Origin of the sequence: Amycolatopsis sp. 505 (assembly GCF_031625235.1) — a bacterium.
In the GTDB taxonomy this organism is placed as follows: Bacteria; Actinomycetota; Actinomycetes; order Mycobacteriales; family Pseudonocardiaceae; genus Amycolatopsis.
The window spans coordinates 579,785-598,928 of sequence record NZ_JACKQP010000001.1; the positions used below are offsets into that span (position 1 = coordinate 579,785).

General features: G+C 70.1%; 11 protein-coding genes. 4 read left to right on the plus strand and 7 right to left on the minus strand.

From position 1 onward, the window contains the following. Nucleotides 1–15: 15 nt before the first annotated feature. From H5965_RS02940 to H5965_RS02955, 4 genes are all read right to left on the minus strand, one after another. Nucleotides 16–3,927, minus strand: a complete 3,912-nt coding sequence (locus tag H5965_RS02940; RefSeq protein WP_310967719.1) for a DNA-directed RNA polymerase subunit beta' — start codon at nucleotides 3,925–3,927, stop codon at nucleotides 16–18. 90 nt (nucleotides 3,928–4,017) lie between these two features. After that, nucleotides 4,018–7,521, minus strand: a complete 3,504-nt coding sequence (locus H5965_RS02945; protein WP_310967721.1) for a DNA-directed RNA polymerase subunit beta — start codon at nucleotides 7,519–7,521, stop codon at nucleotides 4,018–4,020. A gap of 1,691 nt (nucleotides 7,522–9,212) precedes the next feature. Continuing rightward, nucleotides 9,213–10,466, minus strand: a complete 1,254-nt coding sequence (locus H5965_RS02950) for a helix-turn-helix transcriptional regulator (protein WP_310967722.1) — start codon at nucleotides 10,464–10,466, stop codon at nucleotides 9,213–9,215. A gap of 613 nt (nucleotides 10,467–11,079) precedes the next feature. After that, nucleotides 11,080–11,517 carry a type II 3-dehydroquinate dehydratase gene (locus H5965_RS02955; protein WP_310967723.1) on the minus strand — a complete coding sequence of 146 codons (438 nt, stop codon included), beginning with the start codon at nucleotides 11,515–11,517 and terminating at the stop codon, nucleotides 11,080–11,082. Nucleotides 11,518–11,748: 231 nt separating this feature from the next. On the opposite strand from H5965_RS02955, the gene H5965_RS02960 reads away from it, so the two are divergent. Then, the gene (locus H5965_RS02960; RefSeq protein ID WP_310967724.1) at nucleotides 11,749–13,014 is read left to right on the plus strand and encodes a cytochrome P450; all 1,266 of its coding nucleotides are present in this window, start codon (nucleotides 11,749–11,751) and stop codon (nucleotides 13,012–13,014) included. A 157-nt stretch (nucleotides 13,015–13,171) separates the two neighbouring features. Here H5965_RS02960 and H5965_RS02965 read toward each other — a convergent pair whose 3' ends face one another. The 3 genes from H5965_RS02965 to H5965_RS02975 are packed head-to-tail and all read right to left on the minus strand — an operon-like array spanning nucleotide 13,172 to nucleotide 15,605. Continuing rightward, complete coding sequence (locus tag H5965_RS02965; RefSeq protein ID WP_310967726.1) at nucleotides 13,172–14,083, minus strand: transketolase; 912 nt, start codon at nucleotides 14,081–14,083, stop codon at nucleotides 13,172–13,174. Next, nucleotides 14,080–14,772 (minus strand): thiamine pyrophosphate-dependent enzyme, encoded by a 693-nt coding sequence (locus H5965_RS02970; RefSeq protein ID WP_310967728.1) that lies wholly within the window; start codon nucleotides 14,770–14,772, stop codon nucleotides 14,080–14,082. Before H5965_RS02970 ends, H5965_RS02965 begins: the two co-directional genes overlap by 4 nt. A gap of 14 nt (nucleotides 14,773–14,786) precedes the next feature. Beyond that, nucleotides 14,787–15,605, minus strand: coding sequence for a methyltransferase domain-containing protein (locus tag H5965_RS02975; protein ID WP_310967729.1), 819 nt, complete (start codon nucleotides 15,603–15,605; stop codon nucleotides 14,787–14,789). A gap of 263 nt (nucleotides 15,606–15,868) precedes the next feature. Here H5965_RS02975 and H5965_RS02980 point away from each other — a divergent pair, with 263 nt between their 5' ends. Genes H5965_RS02980 through H5965_RS02990 form a run of 3 tightly spaced genes read left to right on the plus strand, consistent with a single transcriptional unit; the run spans nucleotide 15,869 to nucleotide 19,141 of the window. Further along, the gene (locus H5965_RS02980; protein ID WP_310967731.1) at nucleotides 15,869–17,143 is read left to right on the plus strand and encodes a cytochrome P450; all 1,275 of its coding nucleotides are present in this window, start codon (nucleotides 15,869–15,871) and stop codon (nucleotides 17,141–17,143) included. Nucleotides 17,144–17,189: 46 nt separating this feature from the next. Next, entirely contained in the window at nucleotides 17,190–17,942 is a 753-nt protein-coding gene (locus H5965_RS02985; RefSeq protein ID WP_310968483.1) for an alpha/beta fold hydrolase, read from the plus strand. Then, nucleotides 17,939–19,141, plus strand: a complete 1,203-nt coding sequence (locus tag H5965_RS02990; protein ID WP_310967733.1) for a phthiocerol/phthiodiolone dimycocerosyl transferase family protein — start codon at nucleotides 17,939–17,941, stop codon at nucleotides 19,139–19,141. The genes H5965_RS02985 and H5965_RS02990 overlap by 4 nt, the downstream gene beginning before the upstream one ends. Nucleotides 19,142–19,144 lie beyond the last annotated feature (3 nt).

Here is a 19,144-nt window from a genome sequence, read left to right on the forward strand (position 1 = left end):
CCTTCGAAAACCTCGTCAGCGGAAGTCGCGGCCGAAGTCGTAGTCGTCCAGCGGAACCGCGGCACCGGTGCCCGTACCGAACACGTCCGGGGTGTAGTAGCCGTCGTCGTAGGACGGGATCGCGTACGCCGCGACCCGGGCCTCCTCGGTCGGCTGCACCTGGATGTTGCGGTACTTGTTGATGCCCGTACCGGCCGGGATCAGCTTACCGATGATCACGTTCTCCTTGAGGCCCACGAGCTTGTCCGAACGGCCGTTGATGGCCGCGTCGGTCAGGACTCGCGTGGTCTCCTGGAACGACGCCGCCGACAGCCACGAGTCCGTGGTGAGCGACGCCTTCGTGATGCCCATCAGCACCGGACGACCCGAAGCCGGCTCGCCGCCCTCGGCGACCGCGGCCCGGTTCGTCGCCTCGAACTTGGTCCGCTCGGGCAGCTCGCCCGGCAGGAAGTCCGTGGCCCCGGAGTCGATGATCGTCACCCGGCGCAGCATCTGCCGGACGATGACCTCGATGTGCTTGTCGTGGATCGACACACCCTGGGCGCGGTACACCTTCTGAACCTCGTCCACCAGGTGGATCTGCGCCTCGCGCGGCCCCATGACCCGCAGGACCTCGTGCGGGTCCGGCGTGCCTTCGAGCAGCTGCTGGCCGACGTGCACGTGGTCGCCGTCGCCCAGCGGGCCGTTCGGGGTGTTCGCGAGCCGCTGCCGCTTGGACAGCTTGTCGAAGACGATCTCCTCGCCCCCGTCGTCCGGGATGAGGGTGATCTTCCAGAACCGCTCGCTCTCCTCGATCCGCACGCGGCCGTCGACGTCGGCGATGGGCGCCTTGCCCTTCGGGACGCGGGCCTCGAACAGCTCCTGGACACGCGGCAGACCGGTCGTGATGTCGTCACCGGCGACACCACCCTGGTGGAACGTACGCATCGTCAGCTGCGTACCCGGCTCACCGATCGACTGGGCGGCGACGATACCCACCGCCTCGCCGACGTCGACGAGCTGACCGGTCGCCATCGAGCGGCCGTAGCAGGTCGCGCAGATACCGACGGCCGACTCGCAGGTCAGCACCGAGCGGACCTTGACCTTCGAGATCCCGCTGCCGAGCAGCTTCTCGATGGCCGGGTCGCCCAGGTCGTCGCCGGCGTTCAGCACGACGTTGCCCTTGGCGTCCACCGCGTCCGTCGCGAGGTTCCGCGCGTACACGGAGGTCTCGACGTGCTGGTCGCGCAGGACCTTGCCGTCGCCGATGTCCTCGCCGATCGGCATCATGATGCCGCGGGTGGTGCCGCAGTCGATCTCGCGGACGATGACGTCCTGCGAGACGTCCACCAGACGCCGGGTCAGGTAACCCGAGTCGGCGGTCCGGAGCGCCGTGTCCGCCAGGCCCTTCCGGGCACCGTGCGTCGCGATGAAGTACTCCGCCACCGACAGGCCTTCACGGAAGTTGGCCTTGATCGGACGCGGGATGTACTCACCCTTCGGGTTCGACACCAGGCCACGCATACCGGCCAGCGACCGGACCTGCGTCATGTTGCCGGCGGCGCCCGACTTCACGATCATGGCGATCGGGTTGTCGTCCGGCAGCGCCGTCTCCATGATCTTGTGGACCTCTTCGGTGGCCTGCGTCCACACCTTGACGAGCTCGTTGTTGCGCTCGGCGTGCGACAGCTGACCGCGCTGGTAGCGCTTCTCCACCTGGGAGGCCTTGCCCTCGTACTCGTCGAGGATGGCCTTCTTGCCCACCGGGGTGAGCACGTCCGAGATGGCGACGGTGACGCCCGAGCGGGTCGCCCAGTAGAAGCCGGCGTCCTTCAGGCGGTCCAGGGTCTGCGCGACCTGGGTCATCGAGTACCGCTCGGCGAGGTCGTTCACGATCGCGGCCTGCCGCTTCTTCGGCATCGGCTCGTTGATGAACGGGTAGTCCGCCGGCAGCAGCTCGTTGAACAGCACGCGGCCCAGGGTCGTCTCGGCCAGCCACGCCTTGCCCGGCTCCCAGCCCTTCTCCGCGAGCCGCGGCTCGTCGGCCTTGGCCGGCTGCCGGTCGGTGATGCGGATCTTGACCGGGGCGTGCAGGCTCAGGGCCTTGCGGTCGAAGGCCATGATGGCCTCGGCCGGCGACGAGTACGCGTTGCCCGCGCCCTCGGCGTTCTCGTTGAGGCGGGTCAGGTGGAACAGACCCGTCACCATGTCCAGCCGCGGCATGGCGAGCGGGCGGCCCGACGCCGGCGACAGGATGTTGTTCGCCGACAGCATCAGGATCCGGGCCTCGGCCTGCGCCTCGGCCGACAGCGGCAGGTGCACCGCCATCTGGTCACCGTCGAAGTCCGCGTTGAACGCCTCGCAGACCAGCGGGTGCAGCTGGATGGCTTTGCCCTCGACCAGCTGCGGCTCGAAGGCCTGGATGCCGAGGCGGTGCAGGGTCGGCGCGCGGTTCAGCATCACCGGGTGGCCGGTGATGACCTCTTCCAGCACGTCCCACACCTGCGGCCGCGAGCGCTCCACCATCCGCTTGGCGGACTTGATGTTCTGCGCGTGGTTCAGGTCGACCAGCCGCTTCATGACGAACGGCTTGAACAGCTCGAGCGCCATGTCCTTCGGCAGGCCGCACTGGTGCAGCTTCAGCTGCGGGCCGACGATGATGACCGAACGGCCCGAGTAGTCGACGCGCTTGCCGAGCAGGTTCTGGCGGAACCGGCCCTGCTTGCCCTTGAGCAGGTCGGACAGCGACTTCAGCGGCCGATTGCCCGGGCCGGTGACCGGACGCCCGCGGCGGCCGTTGTCGAACAGCGCGTCGACGGCCTCCTGCAGCATCCGCTTCTCGTTGTTGACGATGATCTCGGGCGCGCCGAGGTCGATCAGCCGCTTGAGGCGGTTGTTCCGGTTGATCACCCGGCGGTACAGGTCGTTCAGGTCGGAGGTCGCGAAGCGGCCACCGTCCAGCTGCACCATCGGGCGCAGGTCCGGCGGGATCACCGGGACGGCGTCGAGCACCATGCCGCGCGGGTCGTTGCCGGTGGCCTGGAAGGCCGCGACGACCTTGAGCCGCTTCAGCGCGCGGAGCTTCTTCTGCCCCTTGCCGTTGCGGATGGTGTCGCGCAGGCTGTCCGCCTCGGCGTTGACGTCGAACTCGGTGGCCAGCTTCTGGATGGCCTCCGCGCCCATGCCGCCGGTGAAGTACTCGCCGTAGCGGTCGACGAGCTCGCGGTAGAGCAGCTCGTCGGCGATCAGCTGGCGGGTGTCGAGCTTCGTGAAGGTCGTCCAGACCTCCTCGAGGCGGTCCAGCTCGCGGCCGGCGCGGTCGCGCAGCTGGCGCATCTCGCGCTCGCCGCCCTCCTTGACCTTGCGGCGGACGTCGGACTTGGCGCCCTCCGCCTCCAGCGCGGCCAGGTCGGCTTCGAGCTTCTGCGCGCGGGCTTCGATGTCCGCGTCCCGCTTGGTCTCGAGGTTCTTGCGCTCGACGCCGATCTCGTTCTCGAGGGTCGGCAGGTCGTTGTGGCGCAGCTCCGTGTTCACGCCGGTGATGACGTAAGCCGCGAAGTAGATGATCTTCTCGAGGTCCTTCGGCGCCAGGTCCAGCAGGTAGCCCAGGCGGGAGGGAACACCCTTGAAGTACCAGATGTGGGTGACCGGGGCGGCCAGCTCGATGTGGCCCATCCGCTCGCGGCGCACCTTGGCGCGGGTCACCTCGACGCCGCAGCGCTCACAGATGATGCCCTTGAAGCGGACGCGCTTGTACTTGCCGCAGTAGCACTCCCAGTCCCGGGTCGGGCCGAAGATCTTCTCGCAGAAGAGGCCGTCCTTCTCGGGCTTGAGCGTCCGGTAGTTGATGGTCTCCGGCTTCTTGACCTCGCCGTACGACCACTGACGGATGTCGTCGGCCGTGGCGAGACCAATGCGGAGCTCATCGAAGAAGTTGACGTCCAGCACGTCTAAGTCCCCTTGGGGTTGTTTCGGCTAGAAGAGGGGTCGGCGGTGGAGCGGGGACCCACGGGAGGCAGGTCCCCGCTCGACACCGGATCAGTGCACGACGTCGTCCACCGAGGGCGACTCGTTGCGGGACAGGTTGATGCCGAGGTTGGCCGCGGCGCGCTCGAGGTCCTCGTCGTCGGAGTCGCGCATCTCGATCGCCGCACCGTCGCTGGAGAGCACCTCGACGTTGAGGCACAGCGACTGGAGCTCCTTGAGGAGCACCTTGAACGACTCCGGGATGCCCGGCTCGGGGATGTTCTCGCCCTTGACGATGGCCTCGTACACCTTGACGCGGCCGACCACGTCGTCCGACTTGATCGTCAGCAGCTCCTGCAGCGTGTAGGCGGCGCCGTACGCCTGCATCGCCCAGCACTCCATCTCACCGAAGCGCTGGCCACCGAACTGCGCCTTACCACCCAGCGGCTGCTGCGTGATCATCGAGTACGGACCGGTGGAGCGGGCGTGGATCTTGTCGTCGACCAGGTGGTGCAGCTTCAGGATGTACATGTAGCCGACGGACACCGGGTACGGGTACGGCTCGCCGGAGCGGCCGTCGAACAGGTTGGCCTTCCCGTTCTCCTTGACCATCCGCTCGCCGTCGCGGTTCGGCTTCGTGCTGCTGAGCAGCCCGGTGAGCTCCTCCTCCTTCGCGCCGTCGAACACCGGGGTGGCGGTGTTCGTGCCGGGCGCGACGTCGCGCAGCTCGGGCGAAAGGTTCTTCGCCCAGTCCGGGTCGCCCTCGATCGTCCAGCCCTGCGAGGCCAGCCAGCCGAGGTGCAGCTCGAGGATCTGGCCGATGTTCATCCGGCGCGGCACACCGTGGGTGTTCAGGATGATGTCGACCGGGGTGCCGTCCTCCATGAACGGCATGTCCTCGACCGGCAGGATCTTGCCGATGACACCCTTGTTGCCGTGCCGGCCGGCGAGCTTGTCGCCCGGCTGGATCTTGCGCTTCTGGGCCACGTAGACGCGGACCAGCTCGTTGACGCCCGGGGGCAGCTCGTCGTCGTCCTCGCGGGAGAACACCCGGATGCCGATGACCTTGCCGGTCTCGCCGTGCGGCACCTTCAGCGAGGTGTCGCGGACTTCGCGGGCCTTCTCGCCGAAGATCGCGCGGAGCAGGCGCTCCTCCGGGGTCAGCTCGGTCTCACCCTTCGGCGTGACCTTGCCGACCAGGATGTCGCCGTCGCGGACCTCGGCACCGATCCGGATGATGCCGCGCTCGTCGAGGTCGGCCAGGACCTCCTCGGAGACGTTCGGGATGTCCCGGGTGATCTCCTCGGCGCCCAGCTTCGTGTCGCGGGCGTCGATCTCGTGCTCCTCGATGTGGATCGACGTCAGCACGTCGTCCTGCACCAGGCGCTCGGAGAGGATGATCGCGTCCTCGTAGTTGTGGCCCTCCCACGGCATGACCGCGACCAGCAGGTTCTTGCCGAGCGCCACCTCACCGTTTTCGGTGGACGGGCCGTCGGCGATGACCTGGCCGGCTTCCACCCGGTCGCCCTCGTTGACGATCGGGCGGTGGTTGAAGCAGGTGCCGTGGTTCGAGCGGCGGAACTTGTAGAGGCTGTAGGCCTTCCGCGTCCCGTCGTCGTGCATGACCGTGATCAGGTCGGCGGAGAGCTCCTCCACCACGCCCGACTGCTCGGCGACCAGCATGTCGCCGGAGTCGATCGCGGCGCGCAGCTCCACGCCGGTGCCGACGTACGGCGCCTGGCTGCGGAGCAGCGGCACGGCCTGACGCTGCATGTTCGCGCCCATCAGCGCGCGGTTCGCGTCGTCGTGCTCGAGGAACGGGATCATCGCCGTCGCGATCGAGACCATCTGCCGCGGCGACACGTCCATGTAGTCGATGTCGAGCGGGTCGATCAGTTCGACCTCGCCGCCCTTGCGGCGGGCCATGACCCGGTCTTCGACGAAGGTGCCGTCGTCCGAGATCGGCGCGTTCGCCTGGGCCTTGACGTAGCGGTCTTCCTCGTCCGCCGTCAGGTAGTCGATCTGGTCGGTGACCCGGCCCTCGACGACCTTGCGGTACGGCGTCTCGATGAAGCCGAACGGGTTGACCCGCGCGTAGGAGCAGAGCGAGCCGATCAGGCCGATGTTCGGGCCTTCCGGCGTCTCGATCGGGCACATCCGGCCGTAGTGCGACGGGTGGACGTCGCGGACCTCCATGCCGGCGCGCTCACGCGACAGACCACCCGGGCCCAGCGCGTTGAGGCGGCGCTTGTGGGTCAGGCCGTCGATCGGGTTCGTCTGCTGCATGAACTGCGACAGCTGCGAGGTGCCGAAGAACTCCTTGATCGCCGCGCCGATCGGGCGGATGTTGATCAGGGTCTGCGGGGTGATCGCCTCGACGTCCTGCGTGGTCATGCGCTCGCGGACGACGCGCTCGGTGCGCGACAGGCCGACCCGGATCTGGTTCTGGATCAGCTCGCCGACGGTGCGGATGCGGCGGTTGCCGAAGTGGTCGATGTCGTCGGTCTCGACCGGGATCTCGGTGCCGTTCGCGGCGGTCATCTTGTCCTCGCCGGCGTGCAGCCGGACCAGGTACTCGATGATCGTGACGATGTCCTCTTCGGTCAGCGTCCCGTTGTCGATCGGCGTCGACAGGCCCAGCTTCTTGTTGACCTTGTACCGGCCGACCTTGGCCAGGTCGTAGCGCTTCGCCTTGAAGAACAGGTTCTCCAGCAGGGTCTGCGCGCTCTCCTTCGTGGGCGGCTCGCCCGGGCGCAGTTTGCGGTAGATGTCGAGCAGCGCCTCGTCGGTGCCGGCGGTGTGGTCCTTCTCGAGGGTGGCCAGCAGCGTCTCCGAGAAGGAGAAGCGCTCGCGGATCGCCTCGGTGGTCCAGCCCAGGGCCTTCAGCAGCACGGTGACCGGCTGGCGGCGCTTGCGGTCGATGCGGACGCCGACGGTGTCGCGCTTGTCGACGTCGAACTCCAGCCAGGCACCCCGGCTCGGGATGACCCGGACGCTGAAGACGTCCTTGTCGGAGGTCTTGTCGATGTCCTTGGAGTAGTAGACGCCCGGGGAGCGGACCAGCTGGGACACCACGACACGCTCGGTGCCGTTGATGACGAAGGTGCCCTTGTCGGTCATCACCGGGAAGTCGCCGAGGAAGACCGTCTGGCTCTTGATCTCACCCGTGTTGTTGTTGACGAACTCCGCCGTGACGAACAGCGGCGCGGCGTACGTCATGTCCTTGTCCTTGCACTCCTCGATCGAGGCCTTGACCTCGTCGAAGCGCGGGGCGGAGAAGGACAGGGACATCGAACCGGAGAAGTCTTCGATCGGGGAGATCTCGTTGAGGACCTCTTCGAGGCCGCCGACCGGGTTCTCTTCACCTTCCTCGACACGGCGCTGGAACCACGCTTCGTCCCCGGTGAACCACTGGAACGACTGGATCTGGACGTCGAGCAGGTTGGGGGTGTTCAGGGGTTCGCGAATCTTTGCGAAGGAAACCCGCTTGGGCGCGCCGGGGATACCCGTGGCCTCCGAGCGAGATTCAGCCGAGGTGGTCGCAGCAGTGGCCTGGTTCGCGGGAGAGACTGCCAAGATGCGTCCTTCCGGGGACAATGAGCGGTGACGGCCGCCATAGCAACAGCTATCAGCGACTGTCAAGGGTGCCGTGTGCCCACTATCCTAACTACCGGCTCCGGGCAGCCTGAAAGAGGGCAGCGCAAAGAGACAGTCTAGCCCGAACGTCGCGGCTTGTCCAGGGGGCGCTCCCGATGGGGCCCAGCCTGCTTCGCAACGTCTTCAGGTATGCCTCCGGGCGACCCGGTGGTCCCTCCCGCAAGGGCCCCGGTTTCGCCGTCGGGAGTAAGCGTGACCCCACCGGAGCTTCCAGTCAAGATGCCACACGGGGGTCCCGCCGGTTGGCGCAGCGTGGAAGAGGTTCAGCGGAGCGTGAGCGGCCAAATATCATTCCAGCTACCGGCTGGTAGCGCCACTCTGGGGGTTCTACCTGGGGTTTTGCGGGGGTTGGCGGGGGTATGGCGTAGGCCACTGGGCGGGGATCGGGTCGGGCGTGTCGCGGGTGGGTTCGGGTCGGAGAGCGCTTACGGATGGTCTTGGGGGTGGAGCTCCGGGGCTGCGGCGGCTTGAGGCCGGGTGGGTGGCTGGGGCGCGCGGTCATGGCACCCGGCCTGGTGGGCTTCGGGGCTGGGGCGGTGGCTTCGGGCCCGGCGCGCGCCCGCCACGGTTACCAGGAGCCCGCGGCCACGGCACCCGGCGCAGAGGGGCGCGGAGGGACTCCGGGGCGGGCGTGGCCTCGGGCCAGCCGCGCGCCCACCACGGCGACCGGAGCGCGCGGCAACGGCACCCGGCGCAGAGGGGCGCGGAGGGACTCCGGGGCGGGGTGTGGCCTCGGGCCAGCCGCGCGCCCACCACGGCGACCGGAGGGCGCCGCCACGGCACCCGGCGCAGAGGGGCGCGGAGGGACTCCGGGGCGGGGTGTGGCCTCGGGCCAGCCGCGCGCCCACCACGGCGACCGGAGCGCGCGGCAACGGCACCCGGCCCGGCGGAGCGCGGTAGCGGACTCGGCGGGGTGCGCCGAGGCCGCCGGGCCGGGTGCCGTGGTTCGGGCGCCGGCACGGCACCTATCGCCGGGCGAGAGCGGGGCCGGGCGCGCCGGGAGCGAAGTCGGGGCTCGGCCGGGCCCCGCGGCGGCCACGGCGCTCGCCAACGCGGCTCGGGCGTTCGGCGCACCTGCCGCCGCGGAGAACGGGGCCGGGAGGGGGCTCGGGGTGCGGTCGGACGTTGCGGGAAGAGGGCGGGCGCGGCTCGGGCAGCACGAAGCCGCCGGGGGTGGACGGCACTCCTCCCCCGGCGGCCCGAGTTCGCCGGCCGGTCATCCCAGCCGCGCGCCACCACCCAGCCCACGCCGACCAGCCGGCCGCGCGCCGTCGCCCACACCGGCCAGCCGGCCGACCGGCCGCGCACCGCTCATCCAGCCGCGCGCCGTCGCCCAGTCGCACCGGCCATCCAGCCGCGCGCCGGTCACCCAGCGGCGCGCGCCGCTCATCCAGCCGGAGCCGGTCGGTCATTCCAGCCGCACGCCCACCGCCCACCGCACCAGCCGGTCATCCAGCCGCGCGCGCCGTCGCCCAGCCGCGCGCCGGTCATCCAACCGGAGCCGGCCGCCCACGGCGCTGGCGGCGGCCGGCCTCTCGCCGCCGGGGCGGCCGGCCTTCCGGACCCGCGCCGCCCTCCACTGCGGCGTGAACCCGCAACACCTGGAACCCCTACGAAAACACCTTCCAAGCCGCCGCGAGTTCGACCCTGGAGGTGATGTGCATCTTCTGGAACACCTTCTTCAAATGGAACGCCACCGTGTGTCTGGAGATGAACAGCTGCCTGCCCACCTCGTTGTTGGTGTGTCCCTGGCTCACCAGCTCGGCGACCGCGAACTCCGTGTTCGTCAGCCCGTGCGGGGCCGCTCCTTCGTACTCCACCACTCGCGTCGTCCCTCGGCGGACTCCGTGCTCGCGGAGCTTGTTCACCACCCGGGCCGAATCACGTGTCGCGCCCACCGCCGTGTACGTGTCCAGGGCCGTCTCGAGGAAGCGGACCGTGCGCTCGCGCTCGGAATACCTCTTCGCCAGCAGGTCGCTGAGGTCCTCCAGGGCCGATGCGCGGCACCAGCGGTCCGGGTGGATGTCGGCCGACTCGTGGAGCTTGGCCGAGTCCTGGGCCAGCAGGCCCGCCGCGTGCAGGGCGGAGCCGCGGATCACGCTGAACTCCGGCTGCTCCGCGCCCGCCACCGAGGCCGCCTCCACCACTATCTCCGCAAGGTCGTGCGCGCCCAGCTTGCCGCACACCCGGACCAGCCACGGTGCCGCCGCCGGCTCCGACACCAGCAGCTGCCGGAGCACCAGGGGGTTCGTCACGATGCCGGCGATGAGGCTCGCCGCGCTCTCCACCCCGCTGCGGGCCTCGACGGCCTGCGCGGCCACCCACGCCCCCGGCGCCTGCCCGAAATAACCGAGCAGCGCTTCGTCGGCCAGCTTGTCCACGAAAACGCGGCACGCCCGCATGTCCGCCCGGCGCAGCGCGCCGAGGGCCAGCACGACGTAACTCGGCGGGCGCAGGGAACGGTCGCCGCACCCTTCGGCGATCCGCAGCCCCGTGCTCACCTCGGCCATGGCCTCGTCGACATTGCCCATCGCGAACAGCAGGTTCCCGCGGACGTTGTGCGACACGGCGGTCATGCGCTCGGAAGCGGAGCCCTCCCGGCTTTCCTCGACCGCGGCCAGCACCCGGCGGCCCGATTCCAGTTCGCGGGCCTTGATGAGCAGGCCGACGTACCAGAATTGGGCCATTTCGTAGAGTTCGCGGGATTCACGGCGGTCGCCCGCCGCGGCCGCCTTCGCGCACTGCAGGCCGGTGTCGAGCCGCCCGTTGAACCACGAGTACGCGGAGCGCCGGAGGAACCCGGCCGTGTCACAAGCCTCCTGCATGAAATCGTCGCCGAATCCGGTGAACGGATTTTCGGGCAAGCGCAAAGTAGGTACGTCGATCATTTTTCGGCTATCCCCCAGGTATAGACGAAACGAAATAAGACTGAACGAGCCGCCACATTGCGGCGAATTCACGCGAAACCGGCCCCGCCGTCCGGCCGCGCGCGAACGCGCGACCATTGTCGAGCACAACACCCCAGGGTTAGAGGTGTCCGACGGGACCCGGCGACCCGGTCAGAACATGGCACCGCACCGACCGCGCGGAAAAGCGCACGTCACAAGAACCTCCCCAGGCAGGCTTGTGAAAGATTAACAGCTTGCGTCACTCACGATAGCTTCGGCCGAGAGCTCCGTCATCGCCCCTGTGAGCCAGGTCACACCCCTAGAAAATGTGAGGACGTTTAGCTTTTGCCCTGGTGGGGCAGCGATTTCACACGGTTCTGACGCGCAAATCAGCCAGCTAGCCTAACGGGCATTCTGTTAGCGCTCAACTAACTACCGGGTAGCCCTCGAAGTCCCCGGGAAGAATGACGGCGCGTCGCAGCGGGGCGCCTGCCTCCTGGGACCGTCACCCGGTTGGGCGCGCCCCGATCGGGCGCACCTCGTCCGAACGCACCAGTGACGCGAACAATCCGGACAATAAGGATCTAATTCACGCCGAAGTCAAATGCAGCAGCGCCTGCGCCGCGAGGCGATACCCGAAAGCGCCCAAGCCGACCACCACACCGCTCGCCAGGGGCGCGATGACCGACTCGTGCCGGAACTGCTCGCGCGCCCACACATTGCTGAGGTGCACTTCGATCCACGGCGGCGCGTAGCTCGCCAGCGCGTCGCGCAGGCTCCAGCCGGCGATCATCAGGGCACCGGGGTTGACGATGGCGCCGACCGTGGTGCCGCCGTGCTCGTGGATCGCGCCGACCAGCTCGCCTTCGCCGTCACGCTGGATCGACACGACCTCCCAGCCCCGGACGGCCACTTCCTCGGCGACGGCCTTCTCGATGTCGGCGAGCGTGTCGGTGCCGTAGATCTCCGGCTCGCGCCGGCCCAGCACACCCAGGTTGGGACCGTTCAACAGCAGGACAACGCTCAACGGGACACACCTCGCTCACCCGGCGACCACTTCGGCCCCCCATCGTGTGCACCTCGCCCGGCGGGCACCACCCCTACCTTGATAGTCGGGCGGAGTCCTATCAGACCGAGGGATGCCCGGTCCGCCGCGGCGCTCCTACGCTCCGAAGCGACCAGGCAAGTCGCGGGATCGGCACCCGTCCCCGATCGATCGCCGTCCGGCCCGCGCGATTCGAATGGAGCTGGCGCCGCAGTGACGACCAACGCGACCGAAAACAAGCCCAGCAACGCAGCGCTGCGGTCACCCCTCCCCCAAGAATTCGTCCAGCGCGACGACCCGTTCACCGTGCCGCCGGCCCTGCTGGCGGTGGCCGCACGCGGCCCGATCGCCAAGGCGGCGCTGGCTTCGGGCGAGCCGTTCTGGCTGGTGTCCGGGTACGAAGAGGCCCGCGCGGTGCTGACGGACCCGCGGTTCTCCTCCGACCGGTTCCAGTACCACCCGAGGTTCAAGGAGCTGCCCGCCGAGTTCCGGGAGCGGCTGCGCGACGACAAGGCGCGCGCCGGCTCGTTCATCAACATGGACCCGCCGGAGCACACGCGGTACCGCAAGCTGCTCACCGGGCAGTTCACCGTCCGCCGGATCCGCGACCTCGGCACGCAGATCGAGAAGATCATCGGCGGGCTGCTGGACGACATGCTGGCCAAGGGCACCAGCGCCGACCTGATGACCGAGTTCGCGTTCCCGGCCCCGTCGCAGATGATCTGCGAGCTGCTCGGCGTGCGCTACGACGACCGGGCGGGGTTCCAGGAGCGCGCGGCGGCCCTGCTGCAGCTGGACGCCCCGGTCGAGCAGGCGGTGGCGAACGCCGACGCGCTGCGCGTGTTCATGCAGCGGCTGATCACGGACAAGCGCGAACACCCGGCCGACGACCTCATCTCCGGCCTGATCCACCACGCCGGGGCCGACCCGGCGCTCACCGACGACGAGCTCATCAACATCGCCAACCTGCTGCTCATCGCCGGCTACGACACCACCGCGAGCATGTTCGGGCTGGGCATGTTCGTGCTGCTGCAGCGCCCCGACCAGCTCGCCGCGGTCCGCGACGACCCGGCCCGCATCGGGGACGCCGTCGAGGAGCTGCTGCGCTACCTGTCCGTCATCAACCCGGGGCTCTTCCGGTTCGCCAAGCACGACCTGGAGCTCGGCGGCGAGCACATCCCGGCCGGCTCGACCGTGGTGGTCTCGGTGGTGGCCACCAACCGGGACGAGCGCCAGTGGACGGCCCCGGAGACCCTGGACGTGACGCGTCCCCGCGGCCCGCACCTGGCCTTCGGCCACGGCGTCCACCAGTGCCTCGGGCAGCAGCTGGCCCGGGTGGAGATGCAGGTGGGCTACGCCGAGCTGCTGCGCCGGCTGCCGAACGTGCGGCTCGCGGTGCCGCCGGAGGACGTCCCCCTGCGCAACGACATGCTCACCTACGGCGTGCACTCGCTGCCGATCACCTGGGACGCGGGTTAAGCCGGGAACCTCGGGGGCCCGGACCGTCGCGGACGGTCCGGGCCTTTCGCGTATAGGGGTAGGTAGGAGTTGCGGGCACGACGAAAGCCGGCTCCACGCCGGACCGCCTGGGGGTGCGGTGCAGCGGGGAGCCGGCCGGTTCCGCTCGTCGTCGGCGTCAGCCGACGAAACGGGCGATCGAAGCCGCCAGGGATTCGGCGTCCACTCCGAACAGGCGGTCGTGTTCCTCGGCCGTTCCGTAGACGCGGGCCTCTCGGTCGCGCCAGGTTCCGAACGACCTGAGGCGGTGGGGCACGTCGGCCAGTGCTTCGGTCACCTCGAACGCCGACGTCCCGCGCAGGTACGGCTCGACCAGGACCACGTTCGGGGCCGCCGCGTTCACCGCCGCGCGGAGGCCCGCGTGGTCGAACGGGCGGATCGTCGAGGCGTACAGCACCGTGACGTCCGCCGTGGCCGTGGCGGCCAGGACCTGGTCCAGCACCGGGCCGACCGCGATGACGACGCCCTTGCTGCCCTGGCGGAGCACCGTGAACTCGTCCGACACCGGTACCGATTCGGTGTTCGCGCGCTCGGACAGCCGGACGTAGACCCGGTTGTCGCCGGCGATGGCCTTGGCCAGCAGCGGGGCGACCTCGTCCTCGTGGCCCGGGACGTGCACCGTCCAGCCGGGCAGCGTGTCCAGCAGGGCCACGTCGCCCGGTGCCTGGTGGGTGCGGCCCCACGACGGGTCGTCGTAGGACGCGCCCACGCTGACCAGGACCGCGCCGACGTCCTGGTGGCCGAGGCCGATCTTGATCTGCTCGAACGGCCGCTCGACCAGGAACGGCGCGTACGTGTGCACCACCGGCCGCTGGCCGGCCAGCGCGAAGCCGCCGGCGATGTCGATCATCGCCTGCTCGCGGATGCCGAAGTTGAGGACGCGGTCCGGGTACTCCTTCTTCACGTCCCAGAAGAACCACGACGAGATGTCCGCGGTCAGCATGACCACCCGCGGGTCCGTGGCGAGGGACTCGATCACCGTCTCGGCGAAGACCGTCCGCATCTGCTTCCTGGTCACCTGGGCGGTCATGCGCCGGCCCCTTCCTCGATCGGGAGGATCTCCGCGACGACGGCGCGCGGCCGCCCGTCGGTCTCCCCGGTCAGCGCCTTCTCCAGCGCGTCGTGGTCGCGGCCGTCGACCGTGGTCGCGGCCCAGCCCTCCAGCTCGAAGCGCGCGGCGATGCCGCCCGGCCAGCCGAGGCTGGCCGTCTTGTTGTCGATGACGATCGCGGTGAGGCGGTCGAGCCCGAGCCGGCCGGCGATCGACATCGTCTCGTGGTTGCTGCCCTCGTCGAACTCGCCGTCGCCCATCAGCACGAACACGCGGGCGTCGCGGCCCTGGGCGCGCAACCCGAGCGCGGTGCCGACGCCGAGCGGGAGGCCGTGGCCGAGGGAGCCGCTGCTGATCTCCACCCCGGGCGCCAGGTTGCGGTCCGGGTGCATGCCCAGCGGCGAATCCCACTGCCGCCAGGTGTCCAGCGTTTCCGGCTCGAGGAAGCCCTTCGCGGCGAGCACCGCGTAGTAGGCCATCGGGCCGTGGCCCTTGGAGAGGTAGAACCGGTCGCGGTCGGGGTCCTCGATGTTCGACGGCGACACGTTCAGCACGCGTTCGTAGAGCACCCAGATCGCGTGCAACGTCGACGCCGCGGCCCACCCGTGCTTCTCGTCCCCCGTCATCCGGCCGAACAGGCCGCGGAGGTTCTCTTCGGTCATCTGCATGGTTTCGGGCTTCCTCACTCCGGCTTGCGCGCGGTCAGGAGGACGTAGCCGAGCGACGGCTCGTCGCTGAAGGCGCGGAACCGGCCGAGCGTCACCTCGAACTGCGCGGCCTCGATGTGCTGCAGCGCCTGCTCCCGCAGCGCCTCGAACCGCTCCGCCGCCTTGGCCCACGACGGCCGGGTGAACTCGCTGACGTCCTCGGCCGATTCGGGCTCGAGGCCGGCTTCGCGCAGGTGGGCCTGGTACTCCTCGAGCGAGACGACCGACACCACGCCCTTGCCGACCTCGGCGACGCGCGCGCGGTCGGCCTCCAGTCCGGCGGGGCCCGGCACGAGCAGGAAGTCGCCGAGCGCCAGGCGCCCGCCCGGCCGCAGCACGCGGGCCGCCTGGCGGATCACGTGCCAGCGGTCCGGCATGTGGTGCAGCGACTCCAGCGCCCAGACGAGGTCGAACGAGCCGTCCTCGTAGGGCAGCTCCATCGCGTCGGCGTACTCGAAGACGACCCGGTCGTCCACGTCGGCCTTGTACGCGCGGTCGTTCGCGCGTTCCACCTGCTTCTCGCTGATCGAGATGCCGGTGACCATGACGTCGTTCGCGACGGCCATCCGGATCGCCGGCTCGCCGTTGCCGCAGCCGATGTCGAGCAGCCGGTCGCCCGCCCGCAGCGGCAGCATCGCGGACAGCCGGTCGGTCAGCCGGGTGGTGGCCTCTTCGAGCGTCGCGGACTCGTCGTCCCAGTACCCGTGGTGCAGATTTTCGCCCCAGAGCTGGTCGAGCAGGTCCGCGAAAGCGTCGTAGCCCTGGCCAATCTCGTTCGGAGTCGGCTTCGTCACCAGTACCCCTAAGCATCGTTTCGCGTGACCGCGTGTCGATCAACGCCTGGCCTGCAAGGTCTTGGGCGAGAGTAGGTGAGGCCGGCCCGGCCGGGCATCCCTCGTTCTGATAGCACCGCGGCGCACCTCGATCGTCCACAAAGGACGCCAGACCGCAGCACTGTCAGGTTGGGGGATGCTCAACGGGGCCGCCCTTCCCTACCGTCCGAATCCGGGCCCGCCGCGCACGCGAGCGGGACCGCCCGCGTCGGCACCAGGAAGGGATGGCCATGACCGCCACCGCCAAGCCTTCGGCCAAGCCGGTCGACCTCTTCTCACCGGAAGTGGTCGCCGACCCGTTCGGCTGGTACGCGCGGTTGCGCGAGGAGCCGTTGCCCCACACCGGGACGCTGAACCTCGGCACCATGATGGGCGGGCCGGACATGTGGCTGGCCACCCGCTACGAGGACGTCCTCACGGTCCTCACCGACCCGCGCTTCCTCACCAACCCGCCGGAAGACTCGCCGCTGGCCGACATCCGCGACGGCGTCTTCAAGGCGATGAACTTCCCCGAAGACCTCATCCCGTGGATGGCGAACAAGCTCAACACCGCCGACGGCGAGGACCACACGCGGCTGCGCAAGCTGGTCTCGTACGCGCTGACCGCGCGCCGCGTCAACGCGCTGCGCCCGCGCGTCGAGAAGATCACCGAGGACCTGCTCGACAAGATGGCGGAGCAGGGCAAGGACGGCTCGCCGGTCGACATCGTCGAGGAGTTCTGCTTCCCGCTGCCGGTCACGGTCATCTGCGAGCTGGTCGGCATCGACGAGCCCGACCGCGCCGCCTGGCACGCCTGGGGCAACGCCATGGCGACCATGGACGCGCCGAACATCCCGCCCGCGCTGCGCCACTGCATCGCCCTCTCGCGGGAGCTGATGGCCCGCCGGCGCGTCGAACCGCAGGACGACCTGGTCACCGCGCTCGTGCAGGCCCAGGCCGAGGACCCGGGCCGGGTGTCCGACGACGAGATCGTCGGCATCCTGTTCAGCCTGGTCACGGCCGGGCACCAGACGACGACCTACCTGATCGGGAACTCGGTGCTCTTCCTGCTCGAGCACCCCGACCAGCTCGCGCGGCTGAAGGCCGAGCCGGAGCTGTGGGCGCAGGCGGTGCGCGAGCTGCAGCGGCTGGGCCCGCTGCAGTTCACGCAAGCGCGCTTCCCGTCGGAGGACGTCGAGCTCGGCGGGGTCACGATCCCGCGGGGGACGCCGGTCGCGCCGCTACTGCTGGCCGCCAACACCGACCCGCGCAAGTTCGACGAGCCGGACAAGCTGATCGTCGACCGGCTGAGCGTCACCAACGAGATGCACCTGTCCTTCGGCAAGGGCATCCACCGCTGCCTGGGCCAGCACCTGGCCTACCAGGAGGCCGAGGTGGCGCTGCACGGGCTGTTCACCCGGTTCCCGGACCTGGCCCTCGCGGTGCCGCGAGAAGAGATCCCGTGGATCCTGCGGCCGGCGTTCACCCGGACCAAGACGCTCCCCCTGAAGCTCGTTTAGCCCGAAAGGCAGCCCCGCCGTGCACCGACCAGACACCGAGAAGTGGTTGCGCCGTTTCGAGCGGGCCCCGGACGCGCGGGCGCGGCTCGTGTGCCTGCCGCACGCCGGTGGTTCGGCCAGCTTCTTCTTCCCGCTCGCCAAGGCCCTCGCTCCCGCGGTGGAGGTCCTGGCGGTCCAGTACCCGGGCCGTCAGGACCGGCGCCACGAGCCGCCCGTCGACAGCATCGCCGGGCTGACGAACCGGCTGCTGGAGGTGCTGCGCTCGGTCGACGACCGGCCGCTGGCCCTGTTCGGGCACAGTATGGGCGCGATCATCGGCTACGAGGTGGCGTTGCGGATGACCGACGCCGGGCTGCCCGCGCCGGTGCACCTGTTCGCGTCCGGGCGGCGGGCGCCCTCGCGCTACCGCGACGACGACTTCCGCGGGGTGTCCGACGACCGGCTCGTCGCCGAGCTGCGCAAGCTCGGCGGGTCCGACGCGGCCATGCTGGCCGACCCCGAACTGCTCGCCATGGTCCTGCCCGCGATCCGCAGCGACTACCGCGCGGTCGAGACCTACCGGCACGAACCCGGTCGCCGGCTGGACTGCCCGGTCACGGTGTTCACCGGCGACCGCGATCCGCGGGTGTCGGTCGAGGAGGCCCGTGCCTGGGAAGAGCACACCACCGGGCCGGCGGACCTGCGGGTGCTGCCGGGCGGGCACTTCTTCCTGGTCGACCAGGCCGCGCCGATCATCGCGACGGTGACGGAGAAGCTGGCCGGCCCCGCGCTGACCGGATCCACCGGGAGGACTTCGTGACCCGAGCCGCGGTCCGGCGGGCGCTGGCGCCCAGCGAGAGCGTCCACGCCGTCCGGGAGGCCTACATCGGCTACACCGTGCGCGCCGAAGGGCGGCTCGACCCCGAGGCGCTGACCACGGCGTTCGAAGCGGTCTGCCGCGCCTACCCCCAGCTCTCGGCCCGCGTGGAGTTCACCGGCGAGGGCGCGGTGCTGACGGAGTCGGACGCGCAGCCGGAAATCCGGTTCGCCGACGGCGACCCGTCCCGGCCGCTGGCGGGCTTGGACCTCGACCAGAGCCGCTCGCTGAGCGCCCTCAACGTCGTCCGCGACGGCGAGGAAGCCAGTGTCTGCCTGGCGATCCAGCACAGCGTCGCCGACGCCCACCACGCCACCGCGATCCTCGCGGCCCTGTGGTCCAGCTACACCGACGTCGTCGAAGGCGTGCCGCTCGACCTGGGCCGGCAGCCGTACCCGCGGTCGCTGGAAGACCTGCTGGCCGACCGCGGCATCCACGCGAGCGGCCCGGCGACCCCGCTCGCCCCGCCTCCGGCGGCGAACCGGCCGGACCCGGTCGTCCGCCACGTCGTCCAGCACCGGCTGACCGAAGCCGAATCGACGGCGCTGGCGAACCTCGGCCACCGCGAGAAGGTGACGATCAACGGCCTGGTTTCGGGCGCGGTCCTGCTCGCCGAGGCCGAGCTCCGCGACATGCCGCTGACCGACCTCGTCTACCGGTACTCGGTGAACCTGCGCGGCAGGCTGACACCGCCGGTCGGCGCGACCGAGGGCACGAACGTGCTCGGCGGGGTCGCCTTCAAGGTGCCGGACGGGATCCCGCACGACGCCGTCCCGATCGGCCGGGCCATCGGCGAGCAGCTGCGGGCCGGCCTGGCCGACGGGTCCGTGCAGCGCAGCATCCTCGACATGTTCAGCAAGCCCGCCGCCGCGAAGCCGTGGGACCCGAAGCTCGCGCTCGCCGTGGTCAGCATCATGAACTGGGGCGTCGCCCCGCCGATGCGCACCCCGGACGGCCTGCGGCTGACCAACCTGCACTCGGCGTCCCGGATGCGGGAGACCATCGCGCTCGGCGGCTACGTGCTGAGCACGTTCGGCGGCCGGGTGGGCATCGACCTGGGCTGGCCCGAGGGCGATCCGTCGCTGCCGCAGCGCGTCGGCTGCCTGCGCGAACGGCTGGCCCGCCTGACCCGCGACCTGTGAGGT